Origin of the sequence: Neisseria sp. LACPHL-SPEC-2024-00856, from assembly GCF_047915665.1 — a bacterium.
In the GTDB taxonomy this organism is placed as follows: Bacteria; Pseudomonadota; Gammaproteobacteria; order Burkholderiales; family Neisseriaceae; genus Neisseria; species Neisseria polysaccharea.
Genome location: NZ_JBLRPR010000003.1, coordinates 76,746 through 101,081, shown reverse-complemented (window position 1 = coordinate 101,081; position 24,336 = coordinate 76,746). Strand labels below are relative to the sequence as shown.

Here is a 24,336-nt window from a genome sequence, read left to right as displayed (position 1 = left end):
TTTCAAAACGTCGTCTGAAACCGCACTTCCCAATCAAAAGGAGAACCAAATGAACCAAATCCGCCTACACGTTTGGGGCGATTATGCCTGTTTTACCCGTCCGGAGATGAAGGTGGAGCGGGTGTCTTATGATGTCATCACGCCGTCGGCGGCGCGCGGGATTTTGGCGGCTGTGCATTGGAAGCCGGCGATTCGCTGGGTGATTGATAAGATTTATGTGTTAAAGCCGATTCGGTTTGAGTCGGTGCGGCGCAATGAGTTGGGCGGTAAGATTTCGGTGGGTAAGATTAGCGGTGCGATGAAGCGTAAAAGCGTTTCCGATTTATATACGCTGATTGAAGACGACCGCCAGCAGCGCGCGGCGACAGTGCTTAAGGATGTGGTTTATGTGATTGAAGCCCATGCGGTGCTGACGCCAAAAGCAGGTGCGGATGAGACCGTTACCAAGCACATCGAGATGTTCAAACGCCGTGCGAAAAAAGGGCAATGCTTTCAGCAGCCTTGTTTGGGCGTACGTGAATTTCCTGCCGATTTTGCGTTGATTGATGAAGGCGAGTCGCTGCCGCTGTCGGCGTTATCGGAAAACGAGGCAAACCGCGATTTGGGCTGGATGCTGCACGATATTGATTTTGAACACGGCAACATGCCGCATTTTTTCCGCGCACAAATGAAAGACGGCGTGATTGATGTGCCGTCGTTTTACGCCGAGGAGGTGAAAGCATGATTCTTGCGTCCCTTGCCCGCTATTACCGCCGTTTGGCAGCGGAAACCGATGAAATGGGCAACCCGAAAGTGCCGCCTTATGGTTTTAGCGAGGAGAAAATCGGCTGGATTTTGGTGTTGGATAAAGAAGGTCGTCTGAAAACCGTTGTGCCGAATCTGACTGCCGATAAAAAGCCGCAGCCGAAGCTGATGAGCGTACCGCGCCCTGAAAAACGCACATCGGGCATCAAGCCGAATTTTTTGTGGGATAAAACCGCCTACGCGCTTGGCGTGGAAGCCAATAAAAACAAAGCCGAAGCCAAAGAAAAAACGTTTACGCCGTCTGAAAAAACCTTTGACGCCTTTAAGCAATATCATCTCGATTTACTGCAGAACAGCGAAGACGAAAGCCTCCAAGCCTTGTGCCGTTTCCTGCAAAACTGGCAGCCTGCACATTTTGCTGCCGAAAATCTGCCTGCCGAAATGCTCGATACCAACATCGCTTTTTCTCTTGAAAAACCGACCGTACTTATCCATAAGCGCGAAGCCGCGCAAACCTTGTGGGCAGGCTGCCTGAAAAGCGACGAGGCTCTTGAGGGCTTGTGCCTGATTAGCGGCGACACCGCCCCGATTGCACGACTGCATCCGGCGATTAAAGGCGTGTTTGGCGGGCAAAGCTCCGGCGGCTCTATTGTGTCATTTAACAAAAGCAATCCAGCCTTTGCCTCGTTCGGTAAAGAGCAAGGCGCAAATGCGCCTGTTTCCGAACAATCCGCGTTTGCCTACACCACCGCGCTGAACTATCTGTTGCGCCGCGAAAACAATCACTGCTTGACCATAGGCGACGCGAGCACGGTCTTTTGGGCTGAAGCGGATGATGAAGCAACTGCGCAGGCTGCCGAAGGTTTCTTCGCGCAAGTATTCACGCCGCCGGATGATGAACAAGAAAGCGCTAAAATTTTCAACGTATTGGAACAAATGGGCAAAGGTCGTCCGCTGCAAGAAATTGCGCCCGAACTCTCTGCCAATACCCGTTTTTATATCTTAGGGCTTGCTCCTAATGCCGCGCGGATTTCTGTTCGCTTTTGGCTGGACACCACGTTTGGGCAGCTGGCGGAAAATTTGGCGCAGCATTGGCAAGATTTAGCCCTTGAGCCTTGCGCGTGGAAAACGCCGCCGTCTATTTGGCGGCTTTTATTGCAAACTGCCGTATTGGGCAAAAGCGAAAATATCCCCCCTGTATTGGCAGGCGAAATGACCCACGCCGTGATTTGCGGCACGCCGTATCCCTTAAGTTTGCTGTCGCAACTGATTACCCGAATCCGCGCCGACGGCGACGTGAACAGTCTGCGCGTGGCAATGATGAAAGCCGTATTAGAGCGGCGTTTTAGAAAAGGTTTTATCGAAGAAGGAGTTCCTATGAGTTTGAACAATGAAAATCCGAATCGCGCCTATCTTTTAGGGCGGCTGTTTGCCGTGTTGGAGCGCATTCAATATCAGGCGTTGGGCGAATTAAACGCCGGTATCGCCGACCGCTATTACGGCTCTGCCTCCGCCGTGCCGTTTTCGGTTTTTCCGCGCCTTTTGTCGGGTGCAAAACACCATTTGTCGCGCTTGCGTAAAGACAAAGCCGGCATGGCGGTGAATTTGGATAAAGATTTGGGCGAAATCATTGCCAAACTGCCCGAAACCTTTCCGCGCCATTTGAGCATTGACGAGCAAGGCCGCTTCGCCATCGGCTATTACCATCAAAAACAAAGCTATTTTGCTAAAAAAGAAACCGCTGAAACCATTGAAAACTAAGGAGCCAGAAAATGTCTGCCATTCAAAACCGCTATGAATTTGTTTACTTTTTTGACGTCACCAACGGCAACCCCAACGGCGATCCCGATGCGGGCAATATGCCGCGTCTTGACCCCGAATCCAGCAAAGGCTTGGTAACCGATGTCTGCCTGAAGCGCAAAATCCGTAATTTTGTAGAAATCAGCAGTGAAAACGAAGCCGGTTACGAAATTTACGTCAAAGAAAAAAGCGTGTTAAACCTGCAAAACAAACGCGCTTATGAAGCACTTGGCATTGAATCTGAAGCCAAAAAATTGCCAAAAGATGAAGCCAAAGCCCGCGACATTACCGCTTGGATGTGTAAAAACTTCTTCGATATCCGCACCTTCGGCGCTGTGATGACCACCGAAGTCAACAGCGGACAAGTGCGCGGCCCGGTGCAACTGGCGTTCGCCCAATCCATCGACCCGATTGTGCCGCTGGAAGTTTCTATCACCCGCATGGCAGTCACCAACGAAAAAGACTTGGAAAAAGAACGCACCATGGGGCGTAAATACATTGTCCCTTATGCGCTCTACCGCGTGCACGGTTTTATCTCCGCCAACCTTGCCGCCAAAACTGGTTTTTCAGACGACGACTTGGCCAAACTCTGGCAAGCCCTGACGCTGATGTTTGAACACGACCGCTCCGCCGCCCGTGGCGAAATGGCGGCGCGCAAATTGATTGTTTTCAAACACGACAGCGCACTCGGCAGCCAGCCTGCACATAAATTATTTGACGCCGTGAAAGTCGAACGCATAAACGGCGAATCAGGTACGCCGGCAAGCGGTTTTGGCGATTACAAAATCAGCGTGGTTTCAGACGGCCTCAATGGCGTGAGTGTGGAAGAACTGCTTTAAAAACACTTAAAAAGATGACCGCACTTTTAACCGAAACCCAAGGGGAAAATCAGGACACGCGCCTGATTCCCCTTTCCGCCCTGCAACACTACGCCTTCTGTCCGCGCCAATGTGCCTTGATTCACAACGAGCAGGCGTGGGCGGAGAACTATTTGACCGCGCAGGGCAAGGCACTGCATGAGCGGGTGGATTCGGGTGAGCCGGAAACACGCAAAGGCGTGCGCTTTGAGCGGACGGTGTATGTGTCGGCGGAAAAGTTGGGCATCAGCGGCATATTGGATTTGGTGGAAGTGGAAACGAAAACAGGCCGTCTGAAACCCGTGGAATACAAACGCGGCAAGCCCAAACCTGACCCGATGGACGAAATCCAGCTTTGTGCTCAAGGCTTGTGCTTGGAAGAAATGACGGGGCAAACCGTCTCTGAGGGCGCGCTGTGGTATATGCAAACCCGCCACCGCGTCCCCGTCGTGTTTTCAGACGACCTGCGCGCCCAAACCCTCGCCACCATCGCTGCCGTGCGCGAACTTTTAAACAGCGGCCAAACCCCGCCACCCGACTACGGCAAACGCTGCAAAGCCTGCTCGCTGGCGGAGATTTGTCAGCCGGAGTTGTTGGGGAAACGGGATAGGAGTGTGGGATATGTGGCGGGGTTGTTTCGTGGTTAGTATTTGAATCAAGAATTATATTGGAATTTACTTATGAAAAATTTAAGCGAATATGCCTTGTGCTTTACTACTCAGAATTGGTTAATTTTACATTCAAAAGATATTAATTCAGGAAACATTATTAGTGAGAGTGATCAGAAGATCATAAATAATTGCCATATTTATATGATACATACGAGACCATTAATTTCATTTGTAGAAGATTCTATTTTGTATAATACGGATACAAAACATTTGAAAGGGAAAGTTAAAGCTAATCTTTTAGATGGTTCATATGTTGAATCTGAATTTTCATTAGATTTTGAATTAGCGGATGGCGCTATATCTGTAAAATGTCAGTATCCATATAAAGAAATTACTACTCATGATATACAAGATAACATTATTAGAGTTTTACCTGCTTATTTATTATTAAGAAAAATTAAAGGTCAACATTTGGTTGATGCTTTATTAAATCTGAAAGTTGAATACATAGGTCAAGCATTTGGTAATGGTAGTAGAAACTCATTAGATAGATTAAAAAGCCATTCCACATTTCAGAAAATATTATCAGAAATTTCATATTACAATCCAAATCTAGAGGTTTTTGTTTCTATGGTAAGTTTCCAAGAACCAAGATTAATTACCATTATGGATGGACGAGGAGTAGATGCTTATGACAAAAAAATTGAATTTAGAAGATTAAGAAGTATTATGGATAATCCTCTTTCTAAGAAAGAGCAAATTAATTTAATTGAAGCTGGGTTAATTAGATATTTTCAACCAACTTTTAACACTAATTTGAAACATAAGTTTCCATCTGTAAAACAACAAATGCTATCCAAGTTATCTGATCTAGACATATCAGGTTTGGTCGTAGAATTTTTTGAATCAGAATTGGGATTTAGAATATATACTGATACTATTCGCCCTGCTTATGCACATTTTGCTAGATATGATTTAACTACTAATGAAAATAGGACTAGCTTCTTTAATCGTTCGATAAATATTTATAAACCAAGTGAGTTAATCAAAATGACTCATAAGTAAGACTGATAAGTCAGCGTAGTTCAGATACTTGTATCCGACAATTCGTTGATCTTTATGCGACTTTGAGATTATTACAGCGGATTGGAGATGTCGGATTCGAGAATCCGACCTACCATTTTTCAGGTAGCCCAGCTCTGTTAAATTCTCCCAAAGTACGGTCAAACCCCAAGGAGTTTCCCCATGCGCAAACTGTAAAACATGCTCTACATCACCACCCAAGGCAGTTATTTGCATAAGGAGCGGGAGACGTTGGTGGTGGCGCAGGAGCGTAAAAAGGTGGCGCAATTGCCGGTGCATTCCATCGGGCATATTTTCTGTTTTGGGAATGTGCTGGTGTCGCCGTTTTTATTGGGGTTTTGCAGCGAAAATAATGTGAATTTGGCGTTTTTTACCGAAAACGGACGTTTCTTGGGGCGGCTTCAGGGGCGGCAGAGTGGTAATGTGCTGCTGCGTCGGGCGCAGTATCGGGTGTCGGAGCAAAGTCCCATGCCGATTGCGCGCAATATCATTGCGGCAAAGATTCGGGCGAGCCGGAAGCGCGCAAGGGCGTGCGCTTTGAGCGGACGGTACACGTTTCGGCAGAAAAACCGGGCATCAGCGGCGTGTTGGATTTGGTGGAAGTGGATACGAAAACAGGCCGTCTGAAACCCGTGGAATACAAACGTGGCAAGCCAAAACCCGAGCCGATGGACGAAATCCAGCTTTGCGCCCAAGGCTTGTGTTTGGAAGAAATGACGGGGCAAACCGTCTCTGAGGGCGCACTGTGGTATATGCAAACCCGCCACCGTGTCCCCATCATGTTTTCAGACGACCTGCGCGCCCAAACCCTCGCAACTATAGCCGCCGTCCGTGAACTTTTAAACAGCGGACAAACCCCGTCGCCCGACTACGGCAAACGCTGCAAAGCCTGCTCTCTGGTGGAAATCTGTCAGCTGGAGTTGTTGGCGAAACGGGATGGGAGTGTGGGATATGTGGAAGCGTTGTTTATTGTGTAAGAAAAAACCGCAGGTATTTGAAATCTGCGGTTTTTTGGTTTATAGCTTGCTGTCTTCGCTGTCCAAGAAACTTCTCAAACGGTCGCTTCTTGTCGGATGCCGCAGCTTGCGGAGTGCTTTTGCCTCGATTTGTCGGATGCGTTCGCGCGTTACGTCAAACTGTCTGCCGACTTCTTCCAGCGTGTGGTCGGTGTTCATATCGATGCCGAAACGCATACGCAGGACTTTTGCCTCACGAGGTGTCAGGCTTTCGAGGATTTCTTTGGTTACTTCGTGCAGGCTGGTGTACATTGCCGCATCGGCCGGCGCAACATTGTTGGCATCTTCGATGAAATCGCCCAAGTGCGAATCGTCGTCGTCGCCAATGGGGGTTTCCATCGAAATCGGCTCTTTGGCGATTTTCATGATTTTGCGGATTTTGTCTTCGGGCATCTGCATCAGTTCGGCAAGTTTGGCAGAATCGGGTTCTTCGCCGGTTTCTTGAAGGTGCTGGCGCGAGATGCGGTTCATCTTGTTGATGGTTTCAATCATATGAACCGGAATGCGGATGGTACGCGCCTGATCGGCAATCGAGCGGGTGATTGCCTGACGGATCCACCAGGTTGCGTAGGTGGAGAATTTGTAGCCCCGGCGGTATTCGAACTTGTCGACCGCCTTCATCAGGCCGATGTTGCCTTCCTGAATCAAATCAAGGAACTGCAAGCCCCGGTTGGTGTATTTTTTGGCGATGGAAATGACGAGGCGCAAGTTTGCCTGAATCATTTCCTGTTTGGCGGCTGCGGTTTCTTTTTCGCTCGACACCATATTTTTGTTGATTTCTTTCAACTCTTCGATGGAAATGCGGGTTTCTTTTTCCATATCTGCCAACTCGGTTTGTTTTTCGAGGATGGCGTGGCGGAAGCGGTCGAGTGCGTCGCTCCAGACCCTGCCTTTGGCGATTTCTTCTTCAATCCATTGCAGATTGGTGATTTCGGGCAGGAAGTTTTGGATGAAGTAGTCGCGTTCCATATGGACGCGGTCGAGGCAGATGTCGCGGATTTCGCGTTCGAGTTTGCGGATGTTTTCTACTTTTCCGCGCAGGCTGCTGCTGAGGCTGTCGATTTGCCGGGTGGCGAAACGGACTTCCAGCAGTTTGTTGGCAATCGCGTCGCGGTAGGCGAGATAGTCTTTGTGCCGGCTGTGGTGTTTTTCCAAACGGCCGATCATTTTTTTGTAGTCTTTTTCGATTTGGGCAAAGTGGCCGATGACTTTTTGTTTCAATTCGGCGAGATTGGCTGCAGAGATTTCATCCGCATCTTCTTCCGACTCTTCGTCGTCTTCGTTTTCATCCGAATTGTCGTTGGAAGGTTTCTCGGGCACTGTGGTTTCCAAGTGCCCCAAGCCCAATTCGTTGAGCAATACTTCATTCGGGTCGATAATGGCTTCTACGACTTCGTCGACGCGGATTTCGTCTTTGCGGATTTTTTCGATGAGTTCTAAGATTTCCGCAATGGATCCCGGGCAGGCGGAGATGGCCTGAACCATATTTTTCAGGGCGTTTTCGATTTTTTTGGCGATGATGATTTCGTCTTCGCGGGTCAGCAGGTCGACCTGCCCCATTTCGCGCATATACATACGGACGGGGTCGGTCGTCCTGCCGAACTCGGAATCTGCACTGGAAAGGGCGGCCTCGGCTTCTTCGACGGCATCATCGTCGGTAACGGCGGCATTGTCGCTTAACAATATGTCTTCCGCATCGGGGGCGTGTTCGGTAACTTGGATGCCCAAACCGGAAATCATGCTGACGATATTGTCTATTTGGTCGGCATCAGACATATCGTCTGGCAGGGCGTCGTTGATTTCGGAGTAGGTGATGTAGCCGCGTTCTTTGCCCATAATGATGAGTTGGCGCAGGCGCGCGCGTTGTTCCTCAATCGTCAGGGGGCGGGTATCGTCTTGGTATTCTTCGTGATTTTGGTTTTTGGACATTGTCTGCTTTCTGTTGGCAAGATGCCGACGGTTTGCGTTTGGACGCACCTGAAGGCGTGGCAGAGTAGGGTACTCTGATGCCGTCTGAAGGCTTTTTGGGATGGGTGTTCTGCAGGTGTCGTTGTTGCAGCCGGGGTAAATGCTTTTCAGACGGCATAACGGTTTACGGATGGCGGAATTCGCCGGTCAATTTTGTTTTGCGGTCAGCAGCGACAGCAAAAGTTTTTTCTCGCTTTCATTTAAGCCGGATTGCAGGCTTTTTTGTTTCAATGCTTCGATTTGGCTGTATTTTAACTCATTGAGCAGTTTTTTGATGCCGATTTGGAAGTTTTCGCAATCTTCTTCGCCGCCACCTTCCATTTCTTCCGATTGAAGGACCGACCGGAAGATGCGGTTGATTGTTTCTTCGTAGGGCGAACCGCGCATATGTTCCAAAATCTGCGCGGTTGCCGGCACGGAAGGATGGCTTTTAATGGTTTCGGCAAGGTTGGCAAGGCAGGCGAAATCGCCATCCAAAGCCAAATAATCGGGCAGGTCTATATATGCAGCCCAATCCGGATTTATCAAGAGGCTGCGGATTTGCCGTTGCACCAATGTTGGCATAACGGGCTGCTTGACGGAAATCGGGGGCAGTTTGTAGCTTTTTTGTTTGACGTGCTGCTTCGGCGCTTCCTGTCCGAGCAGTTGCGCGAGATTGTCGGGATCGATGCCGACCAGTTCGCTAAGCCGTTGTTTCAACAAATAACCCAATGCCGGCGCGGTGATTTGCACCAAAAGCGGCGAACTGGTTTTCACCAATTCCGCCTTGCCTTCCTGCGTATTGAGATTGAGGTCGTCTGAAAGGTGTTCCCAGAAATATTCCGACAGCGGCTTGCTTTGATTCAACAGCGCGTCTTCAAATTGCGTCTTGCCGTAGGCGCGGATGTAACTGTCGGGGTCGTGTTCTTCCGGCAGGAACAAAAAATGCAGTGATTTGTCGTCTTTCAACTGCGGCAGCGCGTTTTCCAGCGCGCGCCAAGCCGCTTTCCGTCCCGCGCTGTCGCCGTCGAAACAGAAATAAATACTGTCCGCCTGACGCATCAGGATTTTGACGTGTTCCGCCGTCGTCGCCGTACCCAAAGCCGCCACGCCGTAGCCCACGCCGAACTGTGCCAGCGCGACCACATCCATATAACCTTCGACCACCAGAATCCGCCCCGCTTCCTTGACAGCGGCACGCCCTTCATACAGTCCGTAAAGGTTTTTCCCTTTATCAAACAAAGGCGTATCAGGCGAGTTCAAATATTTCGGTTTCGAGTCGTCCAACACCCTACCGCCAAAACCGATTACCTGCCCGCGCGGATTGCGGATAGGAAACATAATCCGATGACGGAAGCGGTCGTAATGCCGCCCCTCATTGTCAATCACCATACCCGTATCCACCAACGCAGTATTCGGGTACGGCTGGAACACTTGCGCCAAAGGCTGCCAGCCGTCGGGCGCGTAGCCCAAACCATAATGCGCAATGACTTCCGCGCTCAAGCCGCGTTTGTCCAAATAAGCCTTCGCCGCCGGATTGAAGCGCAACTGTTGCGCGTAAAAATCAGCCGCCGCCGCCGTCGTTTCTTCCAGTGTCTGCTGTTTTTTCTTGCGTTCGGCACGGACTTCGGGATTATCGTTTTGCCCGCGCACTTTAGGCACAATCATACCCACGCGGTCGGCAAGGAACTGCACCGCCTCCGGAAACGACAGTCCCTGATGTTCCATCACAAAACCAATCGCTGAGCCGTGTGCCCCGCAACTGAAACAATGGTAAAACTGTTTGGTCGGACTGACCGAAAACGACGGCGTTTTTTCCTTGTGGAACGGGCAACACGCCATATAGTTCGCCCCGCCTTTCTTCAGCGGAACCTGCTCGTCGATAATATCGACAATATCGACTTTGGCCAGAAGCTCGTCAATGAAATCGGATGGAATCATAGTTCGGCGGGGCGGATGCCTGTTTTTAGTTTGGATGGTATCAAATCAGGAGTTTTCGGATTGTCGGTCGGATACGGCGATTCAGGCAAAATGCCGTCTGAAACGGGAGCGGGATGTTCAGACGGCATTTGCGTTCAAATACTTAAGCCAATTTGCCGTGGCATTGTTTGTATTTCAAACCGCTGCCGCAGGGGCAGGGGTCGTTGCGGTGGACGATTTGCCCCCGCGCTTCCAAGGCTTCGGGGCTGAAATCCGTCCCATCGGGATTAAAGGCTTCGGTAACCAGATCGGTTTGCGACTGACCCAAAAGTTCTTCCATATCGGGCGATTCGGAATGGATGGACTGGATGTTGCCGACGGGTTGCTCTTCAACCGCCGCGACAGGGTTTTGTTCGATTTGAACCGAAGTAAGCAGGGAGGCGATATGGAATTTGATGCCGTTCCACAGGTCTTGGAACATTGTAAAGGCTTCGCGTTTGTATTCCTGCTTCGGATTTTTCTGGGCATAGCTGCGAAGGTGGATGCCTTGTCGCAGGTAGTCCATGGCGGCAAGATGTTCGCGCCATTGGTTGTCGATGACCTGCAACATCACGTTGCGCTCGAAATCAGCCATTGCCTGCTTGCCGACCAGTTCGGTTTTGGCGGCATATTCGTTTTCGATGCGTTCGATCAGGCGCTCTTTGATGTCTTGACCGTCAATCGCATTGTCCGCCTTCAGCCAGGATTGGATGTCTTCGTGCAGTCTGAATTCGGCAGCCAGACGGTTCTCTAAAGTCGGGATGTCCCATTGTTCTTCCATGCTGTCGGGCGGCATATAGGTATCCACGAGGTCGCTGACGACATCAGAACGGATTTCCTTCATCAGGTCGCTGATGTCTTTGCTGGTCAGAATTTCGTTGCGCTGGCTGTAAATGACTTTGCGCTGTTCGTTGGCAACGTCGTCGTATTCCAAAACCTGTTTGCGCATATCGAAGTTTCTGCCTTCGACTTTGCGTTGCGCCCCTTCGATTTGGCGCGTCAGCAGGTTGTGCTCGATGGCGACGCCGCGTTCGGGGGCGAGGCGGTTGAGGATGGCGGCGGCGCGGTCGAGTGCGAATAGGCGCAACAGCGGGTCTTCAAACGAGAGGTAGAAACGGCTGGATCCGGGGTCGCCCTGACGGCCGGAACGTCCGCGCAACTGGTTGTCGATACGGCGGCTTTCGTGGCGTTCCGTACCGATGATGTGCAAACCGCCTGCTTCCATCACTTTGTCGTGTTCTGCCTGCCAGCCGTCTTCGAGTGCGGCGATTTGTGCCTGTTTCTCTTCGTCGCTCAAGGCTTCGTCGGCGCGGATGGCATCGGTTTGGTGCTTCAGGTTGCCGCCTAAAACGATGTCCGTACCGCGTCCCGCCATATTGGTGGCAACGGTAATCGCACCGACTTTGCCGGCTTGGGCGACAATCAGGGCTTCGCGTTCGTGTTCTTTGGCGTTGAGGACGTTGTGCGGCAGTCCGGCTTTTTGCAGAAGGTGGGAGACCAGTTCGGAGTTTTCGATGCTGGTGGTGCCGACGAGGACGGGCTGCCCGCGTTTGTGGCATTCCTCGATGTCTTTGACGACGGCTTCGAATTTTTCTTCGGCGGAACGGAAAATCTGGTCGTTGAAGTCTTTGCGCTGTACGGGGCGGTTGGTCGGGATAATGACGGTTTCGAGGTTATAAATGCTTTGGAACTCGAAAGCTTCGGTATCTGCCGTACCGGTCATACCGGAGAGCTTGGTGTACAGGCGGAAATAGTTTTGGAAGGTGATGGAGGCGAGGGTTTGGTTTTCGCGTTTGATTTCCACACTTTCTTTGGCTTCGACGGCTTGGTGCAGACCCTCCGACCAGCGGCGGCCGGACATCAGACGACCTGTAAATTCGTCCACGATGACGATTTCGCCGTCTTGGATAACGTAATGTTGGTCTTTGTGGAACAGCGAGTGCGCGCGCAATGCGGCCATAAGGTGGTGCATCAGGGCGATGTTGGCGGCGGAATAGAGCGAGTCGTTTTCTGCCAGCAACCCCATTTTGGTCAGGATTTGCTCGGCGTGTTCGTGACCTGCCTCGCTCAGGATGACCTGGTGCGCCTTTTCATCTACCCAGTAGTCGCCTTCGCCTTCTTCGGTTTCTTGGCGGACGAGGTGGGGCGGGACGGTGTTTATGATTTGGTACAACTGGATGTTGTCGTCTGCCTGACCGGAGATAATCAGCGGAGTGCGCGCTTCGTCAATCAAGATGGAATCCACTTCATCGACAACGGCAAAATTCAATTCGCGCTGCACTTTGTCGTATTGGTCGGTTACCATATTGTCGCGCAGGTAGTCGAAGCCGAATTCGTTGTTCGTACCGTAGGTAATGTCGGCAGCGTAGGCGTTTTGACGGTCGAACGGCTGCATATCTGAAATAATCACGCCGACGGTCAGGCCGAGGAAATTGTAGAGCGGCTCCATAATGCCTGCGTCGCGCGAGGCGAGGTAGTCGTTGACGGTAACGACGTGCACGCCTTTGCCGGCCAGCGCGTTGAGATAGACGGCGAGGGTGGCGACCAGGGTTTTGCCTTCGCCGGTACGCATTTCGGCGATTTTGCCGTCGTGCAGCACCATACCGCCGATAAGCTGTACGTCGAAGTGGCGCATACCGAGTACGCGGCGGGACGCTTCGCGGCAGACGGCGAAGGCTTCGGGCAAAATGCCGTCCAAAGTCTGACCGTCGGCGAGGCGTTGTTTGAATTCGGCAGTTTTGGCTTGCAGATCAGCATCGCTTAGGGCTTGCATCTGTTCTTCGAGCGCGTTGATTCTGGCAACGGATTTACGGTATTGTTTCAGCAAGCGGTCGTTGCGGCTGCCGAAGATTTTCTTGGCAATGTTTGTCAGCATGAATAATTCCTGCGCCTGATATAATAGTGGGGCGAAAACGCGATTTTAGCACAAGCGTTTGTGCAAAGTGCTAATGCCGTCTGAAATAAAGGCGTGTTTGCGGTATTTCAATCTTTTTGGGTGTGTGTTTTATGAATTTGGAACAGTTGGGCAGGCGGGACGCGCTGCTTTCCGGACTTTTGAAACAGGCAGGACAGTGGCGGCGGTTGGATGCCGCCGTGAAAAAACTGCTGCCTGCCAACCTGCACCCGCATTTTCAGACGGCATGTATCGAAGACGGCAGGCTGATTCTTTTGGCGGCAAACAATATGGCGGCATCGCGTTTGAAAATGATTGCACCGTCGGTATTGCCGCAGCTGGCAGGGCTTGATGCTTCGATACGCTCTGTTTCGGTCAGGCTGGTCCCGAAACCGGAAAAACCGCCGAAAACCAATACCCTGCATTTGAGTAAGGCTGCGCTGGAGAGTTTCGATTCGGCGGCGGCAAAGTTGGAAAAACGGCATCCCGAATTGGCGGAGGCATTGGCAAACTTGGTCAGAAGGCATGGCGCATAAAAAACATACGGGAATTTGTGTAAACATCCGTTAATATTAAGAAGTAAAGGATAATGAGTCTAATACTAAAGAAATAGGTTCGGGGTAAAATTGCCCTTTTTTGGGTAAACGATTGTAAACTTGCAAACAGGCTTTGATTTTAAATGAAATTTGTAGCAAAATGCCGCCCCGAAACATCTGTTTGTGCAACGCGGCGGAATCTTTTTCAAGGTTTTGTTAATGGCGGTTGCACTTTGATTTCCGTAAAACCGAATATTATTTTATCGATTGGAGATTTACCATGAAAGCTTATCTGGCTCTGATTTCTGCTGCCGTTATCGGTTTGGCTGCCTGCTCTCAAGAACCTGCCGCGCCTGCTGCCGAGGCAACTCCTGCTGCTGAAGCACCCGCTTCCGAAGCACCTGCCGCCGAAGCTGCTCCTGCAGATGCTGCCGAAGCCCCTGCTGCCGGCAACTGTGCGGCAACTGTCGAATCCAACGACAATATGCAGTTCAACACCAAAGACATCCAAGTCAGCAAAGCATGCAAAGAGTTCACCATCACTCTGAAACATACCGGTACGCAACCCAAAGCCAGCATGGGTCACAACCTTGTGATTGCCAAAGCTGAAGACATGGACGGCGTATTTAAAGACGGCGTAGGTGCTGCCGATACCGACTATGTCAAACCTGACGATGCGCGCGTTGTTGCCCACACCAAACTGATCGGCGGCGGCGAAGAGTCTTCCCTGACTCTAGATCCTGCCAAATTGGCTGACGGCGAATACAAATTCGCTTGTACCTTCCCGGGTCACGGTGCTTTGATGAACGGTAAAGTGACTTTGGTCGATTAATCCGCTTAAAGTCTCAAAAGACAAACAGCCTGCTTTGTGCAGGCTGTTTTATTATAAAATGACTGCTTGAAAAGTGCCCGTTGAGAACGAAAACATGAATCCGTTTGAAACCCAAAGCGTTACCTTTGCCGAACCGATTGAAATGCTGTATGCCTGCCACGGCAAAGTACGCCGTTTTTGCGGCCAAGTCGCGATGCTGTCGGACTATATCGCCGAAAACGGCTGCAATCAGATTGTTTTGCAAACCATCCGCCAAATCGCCCAGTATTTCAACGTTGCCGCGCCGCTGCACCATGAAGACGAAGAAGAAAACTTTTTCCCGCTGCTGCTGCAATATGCGCCGCAAGCCCAAGAAAGCGTGGACGAGCTTTTGCGTCAGCATGTGAGCTTGTATGGCAACTGGGATGCCGTGGCTGCCGAATTTGCCAAACTCGAAGCAGACAACGCTTATGTCCCCGATGAGGAAGCGTTCAAACGTTTTGTGGCAGGTTACGATGTGCATCTGGCGATTGAAGAACCCTTATTTGACATGGGCAAAACCTTTATCCCAAAAGAGAAACTGACCGAAATCGGCGAAATCATGGCGGCGCGCCGGCGCAGATAATGCCGTCTGAAACAATCGTCTCAAGGATATATTATGCTGACCCCGAAAAGTTGCGATTTGTTCAATATCCCGTTTTTCCAATTTTCCCAGCTTAAAAAATACCAGCCTGAAAGCATTCCGCAAATCAAAGCCGACTACAAGGAAAACTGGCAGATATGGCAGCAGCTGATTCAGCAGGTTGCCGCCGAATTGGGTGCGCCGTTTGCGCCGCCGCACATCGAACGCTGGTGCAACGGCTGGCAGGTTCGCGCCCATTTCTTTGCCTACTTCAAATACGAACAATATAAAAATTCCGCCGCGATTTTGTCGATACTGCTCAACCGCCGCCGTTTGAGTGTCAGCTTGGACTGGCATTGCTACAAAGCCGACGTGTCGCCGATTGCGCTACCTGATTACAACCGCTGGCTGGATAATTTTGACACTGAAAAATACGCTTCCTTCGATATGTGGCACGGTGCGGAAAGCGAATATGACGATTATCTTACCGTCGCCCAACAAAGCGACGGCGATAGAAAGCTTCGAGACGACAAAGATTTCTTCTGTATCGGGAAACACATCGAACGTGATGATTTGGGCAAACAAGATGTCGCGAAATGGATAGCCGAAACGGTGGAAGATTTGCTGCCGCTTTATGAAGCCTGTCATGGTGCTTGACCTGAAGAACCCGCTTCGCTATCGTTAGTCCGTTCCATTCAACATCAAATGCCGTCTGAAACTCCGTTCAGACGGCATCTCAAACAGAAAAGCCGAAAAATGACCGAAACCCAATCCCTAGAACTCGCCAAAGCGTTGATTTCCCGCCCGTCCGTTACGCCGGATGACCAAAACTGCCAAAAACTGCTTGCCGAACGCCTGCAAAAAATCGGTTTTGCCGTAGAAGAGCTTCATTTCGGCGATACCAAAAACATCTGGTTGCGACGCGGCACGAAAGCCCCCGTCGTCTGTTTTGCAGGGCATACCGACGTTGTGCCGACAGGCCCTGTTGAAAAATGGGATTCGCCCCCGTTCGAGCCGACCGAGCGCGACGGAAGACTATACGGGCGCGGCGCGGCGGATATGAAAACCGGCATTGCCTGTTTCGTTACCGCCTGCGAGCGTTTCGTTGCCGAACATCCCGACCATCAAGGCAGCATCGCGCTCCTGATTACTTCGGACGAAGAGGGCGACGCGCTGGATGGCACGACCAAAGTCGTTGATGTGTTGAAAGCGCGCGACGAGTTGATTGACTACTGCATCGTCGGCGAACCGACCGCCGTGGACAAATTGGGCGATATGATTAAAAACGGCCGGCGCGGCTCGCTGTCGGGCAACCTGACCGTCAAAGGCAGGCAAGGGCATATTGCTTATCCGCATTTGGCGGTGAACCCCGTCCACACTTTTGCCCCGGCCTTGTTAGAGCTGACGCAGGAAGTCTGGGACGAAGGCAACGAATACTTCCCGTCGACCAGTTTCCAAATTTCCAATATCAACGGCGGCACAGGCGCGACCAACGTCATTCCGGGCGAGCTGAACGTCAAATTCAATTTCCGCTTTTCTACCGAGTCCACCGAAGTAGGGCTGAAACAACGCGTTCACGCCATTTTGGACAAGCACGGCGTGCAATACGATTTGCAGTGGTCGTGTTCGGGACAGCCCTTCCTGACCCACGCGGGCAAACTGACCGACGTGGCACGCGCAGCCATTGCCGAAACCTGCGGCGTAGAGACCGAATTGTCCACCACCGGCGGCACTTCGGACGGACGCTTCATCAAAGCCATTGCCAAAGAACTCATCGAACTGGGCCCGTCCAACGCCACCATCCACCAAATCAACGAAAACGTGCGGCTGGACGATATTCCGAAGCTGTCTGCGGTGTATGAGGGGATATTGGCGCGGTTGTTGGTTTGAAAAGGCCGTCTGAAAAAAATGGGCTGTCGGATATGGATGTCCGATAATTTGATTAGATCTATAGTGGATTCACTTTAAACCGGTACGGCGTTGCTTCGCCTTAGCTCAAAGAGAACGATTCTCTAAGGTGCTGAAGCACCAAGTGAATCGGTTCCGTACTATTTGTACTGTCTGCGGCTTCGTCGCCTTGTCCTGATTTTTGTTAATCCACTATAACGTGAGTTTGAGATAACGCATTGATTTTTATGTAGAGCGATTTATTTGAACGGCAACCCATTCCCTCTCCCGTGGGAGAGGGTTGGGGAGAGGGCATCGGGGCGGCAACGGAAATATTGTCTGTATCTACCCCGTTTTACCCTCTCCCCGCCCCGCCCCCACAGGGGAGGAAGTCAAGTTGCAGGCACGCCGACGGAATATGGTTGAAACCCGGCCCTTCAGGGCAGTAGGATTTTGGTTTATTTTTGGGAAGTAACCCCTTCCAAATCAGGGTAAACAGGGCTGCGCCTTATGTGCGGCCCTGCGTGTTGGAGATAATAGTGCCGTCAAATTACTTTCATACACGCGAACGATTGGGTGCTTTAGGCGGCATCGTGCAACATCATACCGCCTTGTACCGCAGCGTGGCGGTATATGAACCGGCTGTGCTTATCGTGCGGAGCGGAAGCAAGAAGCTGCGGTGGGCGGGGCGCGAATTGAGGATTGCGGCAGGCGAGGCGGTCGCGTTGGCAGGCGGACAGACGTTTGACGTCATCAATATTCCCGATTCAGACGGCCTCTATCAGGCGCAATGGATTGCTTTCGAACAGGAAACCGTAGAAAGGTTTGCCGCACAATACGGGACGGCGCAGGCAGTGTGCGATGCGGTGAAGCTGCCGCATCCCGGGCGTATGGGCGCGGCGTTTGATTATGCGGCTGCGGTACTGGCGGATGAAGAAGTGCCGCACAATGCGGCGGAGGCCGCGCTTTGCGGCGTGTTGGCGTGGTTGCAGCATGACGGCATCGGTTTTGCTGTGTACGAAGGCGTCAACCTGATGCGGCAAATCCGCAAACTGATTACCGCCGATATGGCTGCGGACTGGTCGTCGGCGATGCTGGCACAGCGGCTTAATTGCAGCGAGGCCGCGTTGCGGCGGCGGTTGGCGCGGCAGGACACGAATTTCCGTACGCTGCTGACGGATGTACGCATGATGCGCGCGCTGACGCTGTTGCAGGTTACGCAATGGCCTGTGGCGCAGATTGCCGGCGCGGTCGGCTATGACTGCCCGTCCCGTTTCAGCGCGCGCTTCAAAGAGCGGTTCGGTTGCGTACCGTCGGCGGTTCGCTCGGAAGCGGGGCAGGCGGCATATCGGCGCACGGGGCAGGTCAGCGTCGGTGTTCGACCGTGAATTTTGCTTCGCCCAAGCTGTTTGCCTTAGTGAAGAAGCCGACCAGCGCGGGTGTGGATTCGGCGGTGATGTTCGGCAGCTTGGCGACTTTTAGCGCGGTGAGCGTGAATTCGTAGCGGTGTTCCCTGCCTTCGGGCGGACACGCGCCGCCGTAGCCCGGCGTGCCGAAGTCTGTGCGGGTTTGCAGCGCGCCTTTGGGCAGCCTGCCGCCTTGCGCGGTAATGCCTGCGGGCAGGCGGCGGACATCGGCGGGAATGTCGGCGACCACCCAGTGCATCCAGCCCAGTCCGGTCGGCGCGTCTTTATCGTAAACGGTCAGGACGAAACTTTTTGTCCCTGCGGGCGGATTTTTCCACGACAGCGCGGGCGAAGCATTGCCGCCCGAACAGCCGAAGCCGTAAGGCGCGCTCAAAAGCTGGTTTTGCGTGAAGCCACCGTCTTTGGACGGGTTGTCGAATTGCAGCGTGAATGCGCCCCCGGCAAAGGCAGTGGTTGAAAAAGCCAGCAGTACAGCGGAGAGGATGCGGGTTTGCATAGATGATTCCTTTGCTTGATGAATAAGTGGATTCATTATAGGCTGTCAACGGCGGCAGGAATGTGCCGAAACGGTTGGATGATGTGCCGAAATGCGCAAATGCAAAAATCGTGGTTTCAGACGAGCCTTTGAAGGCCGTCTGAAATTTTTCATAGGGCGACGCTTTATGTGTCGTCCTGTGTGTTGAAACATTCCTTTTCCTGATGCTTTGGAAATATCGCATATTTAGGCATTGCCGCAACCCGCCCCTCAAGGTTTTCGCCGCAGCCTGTTCCTGCACCGGCGTGCGGGAATGGCGGAAATCGGGGATTTCGCCGTCAAATTTATGATAGGGATACGGAGCAAACGAATGATTACCCTGCCTTCCTTAAACAATCTGCCGTCAAAATGGGATGAAATCCGCCATTGCCTCGAAACCCGGGTTTTTGAGTGCGGAGTTATGCCGCATCCCAATCTGACGGAACGCGAAGCCGGGCAGTTCGAGCGGGATTTTTGGGACAATATCGGCTGCGCGCCTGAAGAATATGTCCGTATCCGCCGAGCTATCCGTCTGTTGGAAGCGAGTTATCCCGACAGTTTGAACGAGCTGGTGTGTGCCGCCATTGCCACGCCTTTGGGCGAGATGCTGGCGGTGTTCGGCAGTAAAGGCTTGTGTCTGCTGGAGTTTGTCGGACAGAAGCATTTGGAACAGGAAATTGCCGCCGTCCAAAAAGCCTTGCGCGGACGGTTTGTGTTTCGGGAGGATGAGCGGACGCAACTTCTGCGGCAGGAATTGGATTTGTATTTCCAATGCCGTCTGAAAACCTTTGCCACGCCCTTGGAAATGATTGGTACGGCGTTTCAAAAACAGGCGTGGGACGCGCTTTTGGCGATTCCTTACGGTGAAACGCGCAGCTATAAGGAGCAGGCGCAGCGTTTGGGCAACCCCAAAGCCGTCCGCGCCGTTGCCGCCGCCAACGGGCAGAACAAAGTATCTATCCTGATTCCCTGCCACCGCGTCATCGGCAGCGACGGCAAACTGACCGGCTACGCGGGCGGTTTGAACCGCAAACAGTTTTTACTGGCTTTGGAACGCGGCGAAGTTCAGACGGCATTGTTTTGACGGGTGCGGCGGACAACGGGGCTTGAGGGGTTCAAGCCCCGTCCGCCTTTCAGACGGCATCGGAGGTTTTTTCCGCCCCGGTTTGGCTTTGTGCCGCCTGATACAGATACACGGTTGCCAACGGCGGTACGGTTACGGACAGGGAATTTGGTTTGCCGTGCGACCAAACTTCTTCCGTTTCCAACGTCGCGCCGGCAGAAACGCCGCTGCCTTTGTAATGCAGACCGTCTGAATTGAGGATTTCGCGGTATCCGCCGGCAGAATTTACGCCGAAGCGGTAGCCTTCGCGCACCACAGGCGTGAAGTTGCTGATCACGATAACGCGGTTGCCTTCGCGGTCGCGTCGCTCGAAGACGAATACGGAGTTGTCGCCGTCGTCGGCAACCAGCCACTCGAAGCCTTCCGGCCATTGGTCTAATTGGTAAAGCGGCGCGGTGTCTTTATAGATGCGGTTCAAATCGCGCACGAAGTCTTGTACGCCTTTGTGCCGGCCGCCTTCTTGTTCGAGTAAAAACCAATCCAGTCCTTCGTTGTAGTTCCACTCTCTGCCTTGCGCGAACTCGTTGCCCATAAACAAGAGTTTTTTGCCGGGGAAGCCGTACATAAAGCCGTAGTAGGCGCGCAGGTTGGCGAATTGCTGCCAACAGTCGCCGGGCATCCGTCCGAGCAGCGAGCGTTTGCCGTGTACGACTTCATCGTGTGAAAGCGGCAGCACAAAGTTTTCGCTGTACTGGTACATCATGCCGAAGGTCATTTTGTTGTGGTGATATTTGCGATTGATGGGGTCTTCCATCATGTAACGCAGGGTGTCGTTCATCCAGCCCATATTCCATTTGAAGCTGAAGTTCAAACCTTCTTGACGGGTTACATTAGCGAATGAAGTAGACTCTTCAGCAATTTCAGTCGCAGCCGGAACTTCCTCTTTCAACATGGTGTTGGTATCGCGCAGGAAGGCAATGGCTTCGAGGTTTTCATGGCCGCCGTATTGGTTGGGTATCCACTCGCCGTCTTTGCGTGAGTAGTTGCGGTAAATCATCGAAGCCACCGCGTCAACGCGGATGCCGTCGAAGCCGAAGCGTTCTATCCAATACAGGGCGTTGCCTTGCAGGAAATTTTTGACTTCGTTCCTGCCGAAGTTGTAAATCAGGGTGTTCCAGTCTTGGTGGAAACCTTCGCGGGGGTCGGCGTGTTCGTACAATGCCGTGCCGTCGAATTTGGCAAGCCCGTGGTCATCGGTGGGGAAGTGTCCGACCACCCAGTCGAGGATGACACCGATGCCTTCGTCGTGGGCGGCTTTAATCAGGGCGCGCAATTCGTCGGGCGAACCGAAACGGCTAGTCGGTGCATACAATCCGGTCGCCTGATAGCCCCACGAGCCGTCAAACGGGTATTCGGAGACGGGCAAGAGTTCGATATGGGTAAAGCCCATGTCTTTGACGTAGGCGACCAATTCTTTGGCAAGCTCTTCGTAAGTCAGCCAGAAGTTGTTTTCGGGATTGCGTTTCCACGAACCCAAATGCACTTCATAAATGCTGATGGGGCTGTCAACGGCGTTGGCGCGGGCGCGGAAGTCGGGGGCTTCGACTTTTTCCGGCAAACCACGCAAGACAGATGCGGTATTGGGACGCAACTCCGCACCGAAGGCATACGGGTCGGCTTTTTGCCGCACATTGCCGCCGGCATCGCGGATTTCAAATTTGTAGAGGGCATTGGGTTTGACTGTCGGAATAAAAATTTCCCAAATGCCGTTGTCGCGGTGGAAACGCATCACATGGCGGCGGCCGTCCCAGTTATTGAATTCTCCGATGACGGAAACGCGTTGGGCGTTGGGTGCCCATACGGCAAAGCGTACCCCCTTCACACCGTCCAACTCGGCAAAATGCGCGCCCAAAGTTTCATAAGGGCGCAGGTGTCTGCCTTCCGCCAACAGCCAAGAATCCATTTCTTTCAATGCCGACGGGAAGCGGTAGGGGTCTTCTTCGCGCACGGGGTTGCCGTTTCCGCCGTAATAGACGTTCAGCGCGTAATCGGGTGCATTATCGGGCAGTACGGCGACAAAGAATCCGCGCCCATCGATTTTTTCAGACGGCACAATCAGTCCGCCGCTTTCACGGTCGACAATATCTACTGCCGAAGCGTCGGGAATCAGCGTGCGCACGACTTCGCCGCCTTCGGCAAGGCGGTGCCGTCCCAAATAGGCGAATACGTCGCCGTGGGCCGCAAAAAACAGGCTGTCAACCGTGTCGCGTTCGGCTTGATCGGGTTGGCGGTAGGAAAGGGTTGGGCAGTTCTTTTTCATACGGACTCCGTCAATCATGGCAAGTTGGGCGGTCATGGTTCGGCAATCTGCAAAGTCTTCCAGCGCGACGGGCATTTTGCACGCCCAGTTGGGATAACCCTCGGCAACGCCCGGCACATTCAGGTTGTCGCCCACGCCCAGCAGGTTTTCCAGTTGCACCGCATACAGCCTGCCGCGGCTCATGGCGGCGTATTTGTGGATGGCGGACATCAGCCCTTCCGTCATTTCAGACGGCATTGGGCTGTCTTTGTCCAAACAGCCGCATTGTTTAAGCTTGTCGAACAGGTCTGCCTTGTCGTGTTCGCGCGCTTCCAATGCCGTCTGAAAAGTTTCCGCATCGGGAATCGTGCCTAGGCGGAACATCCAATCCAAATCCTTGCCCGTCCAATAACCCGCCAAAGGCGCAACATCGTGCGTGCTGACGACCGTAATCGCCTGTTCGGGATATTCATCGGGCAATTCAAAGCCGTGCCTGCCTTTGCTGAAATACACGACCTTATAAGAAAACACCTGATAACGGTTCAATAAATCACGCACCCGGTCGGGTACCGTCCCCAAATCCTCGCCGATGACGATGCAGCGGTTGCGCCGGCTTTCCAAAGCCAAAATGGCAAACATCACGTCCGCGTCGTAATGCACATACGCGCCGAAATCTGCCGCCCCGCCCGCAACCCACCACAGGCGGTACAAAGCCATCACATGATCGATACGCAAGATGCCGTAAAGCCGCATATTTTCACGCAGCAGCCGGACAAACTTCTCATAACCCGTGTGCTTCAGCATTATCGGATTGAGCGGCGGCAAATCCCAGTTTTGCCCCGTCGGGCACAAAGGATCGGGCGGTGCGCCGACAGACATATCCATACAATAATCTTGGCGGTTTAACCAAGTGTCCGCGCCGCCGCGCGCCACGCCGACCGCCAAATCGCCGTAAATCCCCAACTTGATGCCGAGTCTGACCGCCGTTTCCTGCACTTTGTACCATTGTTCCGCGCAAAGCCATTGCAGCCACATATGAAAACGGATGTCGTGTCCGTAGTTGGCGGCAAAGTTTTTGACGGCTTCGCCGTCGGGGTCGTGAAACTCGGCAGACCAGGATTGCCAGCCTATGCCGTTGCAGCCGCCGTAATATTGGTCGAGGGCTTCAAACAGCCCGAATCCCGACAGTGCCGCTCCTTTTTCTTCCGCAAATGCGGCAAAAGCCGCACGTTCCTTTTGGGCGGCTTCGCACGGTTCGGTTTCAAATGCTTGGAATGCCGCCTGAAGAGCTTCGCGTTTGAACGCCCAAACCGCCGTGTAGGTTACGGTATCAGTAATCCGCAGTGCGGCAATGCGCCGCTGCATTTTTTCTTGGGCAAAACGGTTTTTCAGGGTTTCGCTGTAGGAAAACGCCCCGACTTTTTCCACATCGAGATAAATCGGATTGAGCCATTCGCGGGAAGACGGGCTGTACGGGCTGGCAAAGGCGGGCTTGGCACTGAAAAGCGCGTGCAGCGGATTGATGCCGACGAAATCCAGCTTTTTCTCTGCCGCATAAGCCATCAGGTTCTGCAAATCGGTAAAGTCGCCTATGCCCCAGTTGCGGTGCGAACGCAGGCTGTACAGATGCACCGTCAACCCGTTCATTCTTGCGCCGCCGTTTGGTTCGGGCGGCCGGTAAACCGATTGCGGTGCGACAATCAGACGGATTTTTCCGGCAGCGCACGAAAGGGTGTAGTAGCCGCAAGGGAGGTCGGGCAGGGCAAGCCGGTATGTGCCGTGGTCGTCGCGGTTGAGGGGTAAAACCCGATGTGTGCCGTTTTCATCTTCCAAAACGGTTTCCGTTTCGTCCGACCATGCAGACGGCAGGGTCAGATTTTCGCATCCGTGTTCGCGGGCTGCCAGCGTGTCGAGATAAATGCCGTCTGAAACACCATCTTTCTGCAAGGTGTCGGCTATCGTTTCCCATACCTCGGGCGGTGTGGCGCGATATACGCCGTTAATGTCGTGAAACCCCAAGCTGATGCCTAAAGCAGAGGCCTGCTGTTCCGATACGGTATCCATCTTGTCGTCCTGTCTGTTGTCCGTAATCTCAAGGCGTAATCTTAATATAAATACGGAATGATGACGGCTGTAATTGCGTGCAACGGCAGTTTCTTCCATATTGTTTGATTTGAACCAATATGCCGTCTGAAGCCGGTTTTCCCGTTCAGACGGCATATTTGGTTAAATGTCTTTTCCATTCATATATTTGTAGTTTTGTTACC

General features: G+C 52.5%; 18 protein-coding genes and 2 pseudogenes. 14 read left to right on the top strand and 6 right to left on the bottom strand.

Annotated features, from left to right (window positions below; all coding sequences use genetic code 11):
• Positions 1–49 precede the first annotated feature (49 nt).
• From cas5c to cas4 (ACNAU7_RS04245), 7 genes and pseudogenes are all read left to right on the top strand, one after another.
• Entirely contained in the window at positions 50–724 is a 675-nt protein-coding gene (cas5c, locus tag ACNAU7_RS04275; RefSeq protein WP_416300949.1) for a type I-C CRISPR-associated protein Cas5c, read from the top strand.
• Positions 721–2,505, top strand: a complete 1,785-nt coding sequence (gene cas8c / locus ACNAU7_RS04270) for a type I-C CRISPR-associated protein Cas8c/Csd1 (RefSeq protein ID WP_416300947.1) — start codon at positions 721–723, stop codon at positions 2,503–2,505. The genes cas5c and cas8c overlap by 4 nt, the downstream gene beginning before the upstream one ends.
• 11 nt (positions 2,506–2,516) lie before the next feature.
• The gene (gene cas7c / locus ACNAU7_RS04265; RefSeq protein WP_416300945.1) at positions 2,517–3,383 is read left to right on the top strand and encodes a type I-C CRISPR-associated protein Cas7/Csd2; all 867 of its coding nucleotides are present in this window, start codon (positions 2,517–2,519) and stop codon (positions 3,381–3,383) included.
• Between the two features lie 14 nt (positions 3,384–3,397).
• Positions 3,398–4,048, top strand: coding sequence for a CRISPR-associated protein Cas4 (gene cas4, locus ACNAU7_RS04260; protein ID WP_416300943.1), 651 nt, complete (start codon positions 3,398–3,400; stop codon positions 4,046–4,048).
• 33 nt (positions 4,049–4,081) lie between these two features.
• Positions 4,082–5,077 (top strand): hypothetical protein, encoded by a 996-nt coding sequence (locus tag ACNAU7_RS04255; protein ID WP_416300941.1) that lies wholly within the window; start codon positions 4,082–4,084, stop codon positions 5,075–5,077.
• 198 nt (positions 5,078–5,275) lie between these two features.
• Positions 5,276–5,614 (top strand): annotated as a pseudogene (cas1, locus tag ACNAU7_RS04250) (CRISPR-associated endonuclease Cas1); the annotation flags it as partial.
• Positions 5,596–6,072, top strand: a pseudogene (gene cas4 / locus ACNAU7_RS04245) (CRISPR-associated protein Cas4); the annotation flags it as partial. The pseudogenes cas1 and cas4 (ACNAU7_RS04245), both read left to right, overlap by 19 nt.
• Positions 6,073–6,111: 39 nt before the next feature.
• On the opposite strand, the gene rpoD reads toward cas4 (ACNAU7_RS04245), so the two are convergent.
• The 4 genes from rpoD to secA form a co-directional block, all read right to left on the bottom strand.
• Positions 6,112–8,040: an RNA polymerase sigma factor RpoD gene (gene rpoD / locus ACNAU7_RS04240; protein WP_118784149.1), complete on the bottom strand. Its 1,929-nt coding sequence runs from the start codon at positions 8,038–8,040 to the stop codon at positions 6,112–6,114.
• 186 nt (positions 8,041–8,226) lie between these two features.
• A complete protein-coding gene (gene dnaG / locus ACNAU7_RS04235; protein WP_118804193.1) occupies positions 8,227–9,999 on the bottom strand; it encodes a DNA primase in 1,773 nt (590 codons plus the stop codon).
• Positions 9,996–10,127, bottom strand: a complete 132-nt coding sequence (locus ACNAU7_RS04230) for a hypothetical protein (protein ID WP_257392172.1) — start codon at positions 10,125–10,127, stop codon at positions 9,996–9,998. Before ACNAU7_RS04230 ends, dnaG begins: the two co-directional genes overlap by 4 nt.
• Before the next feature lie 14 nt (positions 10,128–10,141).
• Positions 10,142–12,892: a preprotein translocase subunit SecA gene (gene secA / locus ACNAU7_RS04225; RefSeq protein WP_416300938.1), complete on the bottom strand. Its 2,751-nt coding sequence runs from the start codon at positions 12,890–12,892 to the stop codon at positions 10,142–10,144.
• 131 nt (positions 12,893–13,023) lie between these two features.
• On the opposite strand from secA, the gene ACNAU7_RS04220 reads away from it, so the two are divergent.
• From ACNAU7_RS04220 to ACNAU7_RS04195, 6 genes are all read left to right on the top strand, one after another.
• A complete protein-coding gene (locus ACNAU7_RS04220; protein ID WP_196428520.1) occupies positions 13,024–13,446 on the top strand; it encodes a DciA family protein in 423 nt (140 codons plus the stop codon).
• 280 nt (positions 13,447–13,726) lie between these two features.
• Complete coding sequence (gene azu, locus ACNAU7_RS04215; RefSeq protein WP_002220564.1) at positions 13,727–14,278, top strand: azurin; 552 nt, start codon at positions 13,727–13,729, stop codon at positions 14,276–14,278.
• 94 nt (positions 14,279–14,372) lie between these two features.
• A complete protein-coding gene (locus ACNAU7_RS04210) occupies positions 14,373–14,882 on the top strand; it encodes a hemerythrin domain-containing protein (RefSeq protein WP_127202715.1) in 510 nt (169 codons plus the stop codon).
• Positions 14,883–14,915: 33 nt separating this feature from the next.
• The gene (locus tag ACNAU7_RS04205) at positions 14,916–15,536 is read left to right on the top strand and encodes an HI_0552 family protein (RefSeq protein WP_416300933.1); all 621 of its coding nucleotides are present in this window, start codon (positions 14,916–14,918) and stop codon (positions 15,534–15,536) included.
• 99 nt (positions 15,537–15,635) lie between these two features.
• Positions 15,636–16,769, top strand: coding sequence for a succinyl-diaminopimelate desuccinylase (gene dapE / locus ACNAU7_RS04200; RefSeq protein ID WP_416301075.1), 1,134 nt, complete (start codon positions 15,636–15,638; stop codon positions 16,767–16,769).
• A gap of 569 nt (positions 16,770–17,338) precedes the next feature.
• The gene (locus ACNAU7_RS04195; protein WP_416301073.1) at positions 17,339–18,154 is read left to right on the top strand and encodes a helix-turn-helix transcriptional regulator; all 816 of its coding nucleotides are present in this window, start codon (positions 17,339–17,341) and stop codon (positions 18,152–18,154) included.
• On the opposite strand, the gene ACNAU7_RS04190 is transcribed toward ACNAU7_RS04195, so the two are convergent.
• Complete coding sequence (locus ACNAU7_RS04190; protein WP_416300931.1) at positions 18,132–18,689, bottom strand: YbhB/YbcL family Raf kinase inhibitor-like protein; 558 nt, start codon at positions 18,687–18,689, stop codon at positions 18,132–18,134. The two genes, ACNAU7_RS04195 and ACNAU7_RS04190, sit on opposite strands and share 23 nt — an antisense overlap.
• Positions 18,690–19,038: 349 nt before the next feature.
• Here ACNAU7_RS04190 and ACNAU7_RS04185 point away from each other — a divergent pair, with 349 nt between their 5' ends.
• Complete coding sequence (locus ACNAU7_RS04185) at positions 19,039–19,791, top strand: methylated-DNA--[protein]-cysteine S-methyltransferase (RefSeq protein ID WP_416300929.1); 753 nt, start codon at positions 19,039–19,041, stop codon at positions 19,789–19,791.
• Between the two features lie 49 nt (positions 19,792–19,840).
• Here ACNAU7_RS04185 and glgB read toward each other — a convergent pair whose 3' ends face one another.
• On the bottom strand, positions 19,841–24,133 hold the full coding sequence (gene glgB, locus ACNAU7_RS04180; protein WP_416301071.1) for a 1,4-alpha-glucan branching protein GlgB: 4,293 nt from the start codon (positions 24,131–24,133) through the stop codon (positions 19,841–19,843).
• Positions 24,134–24,336: the final 203 nt, after the last annotated feature.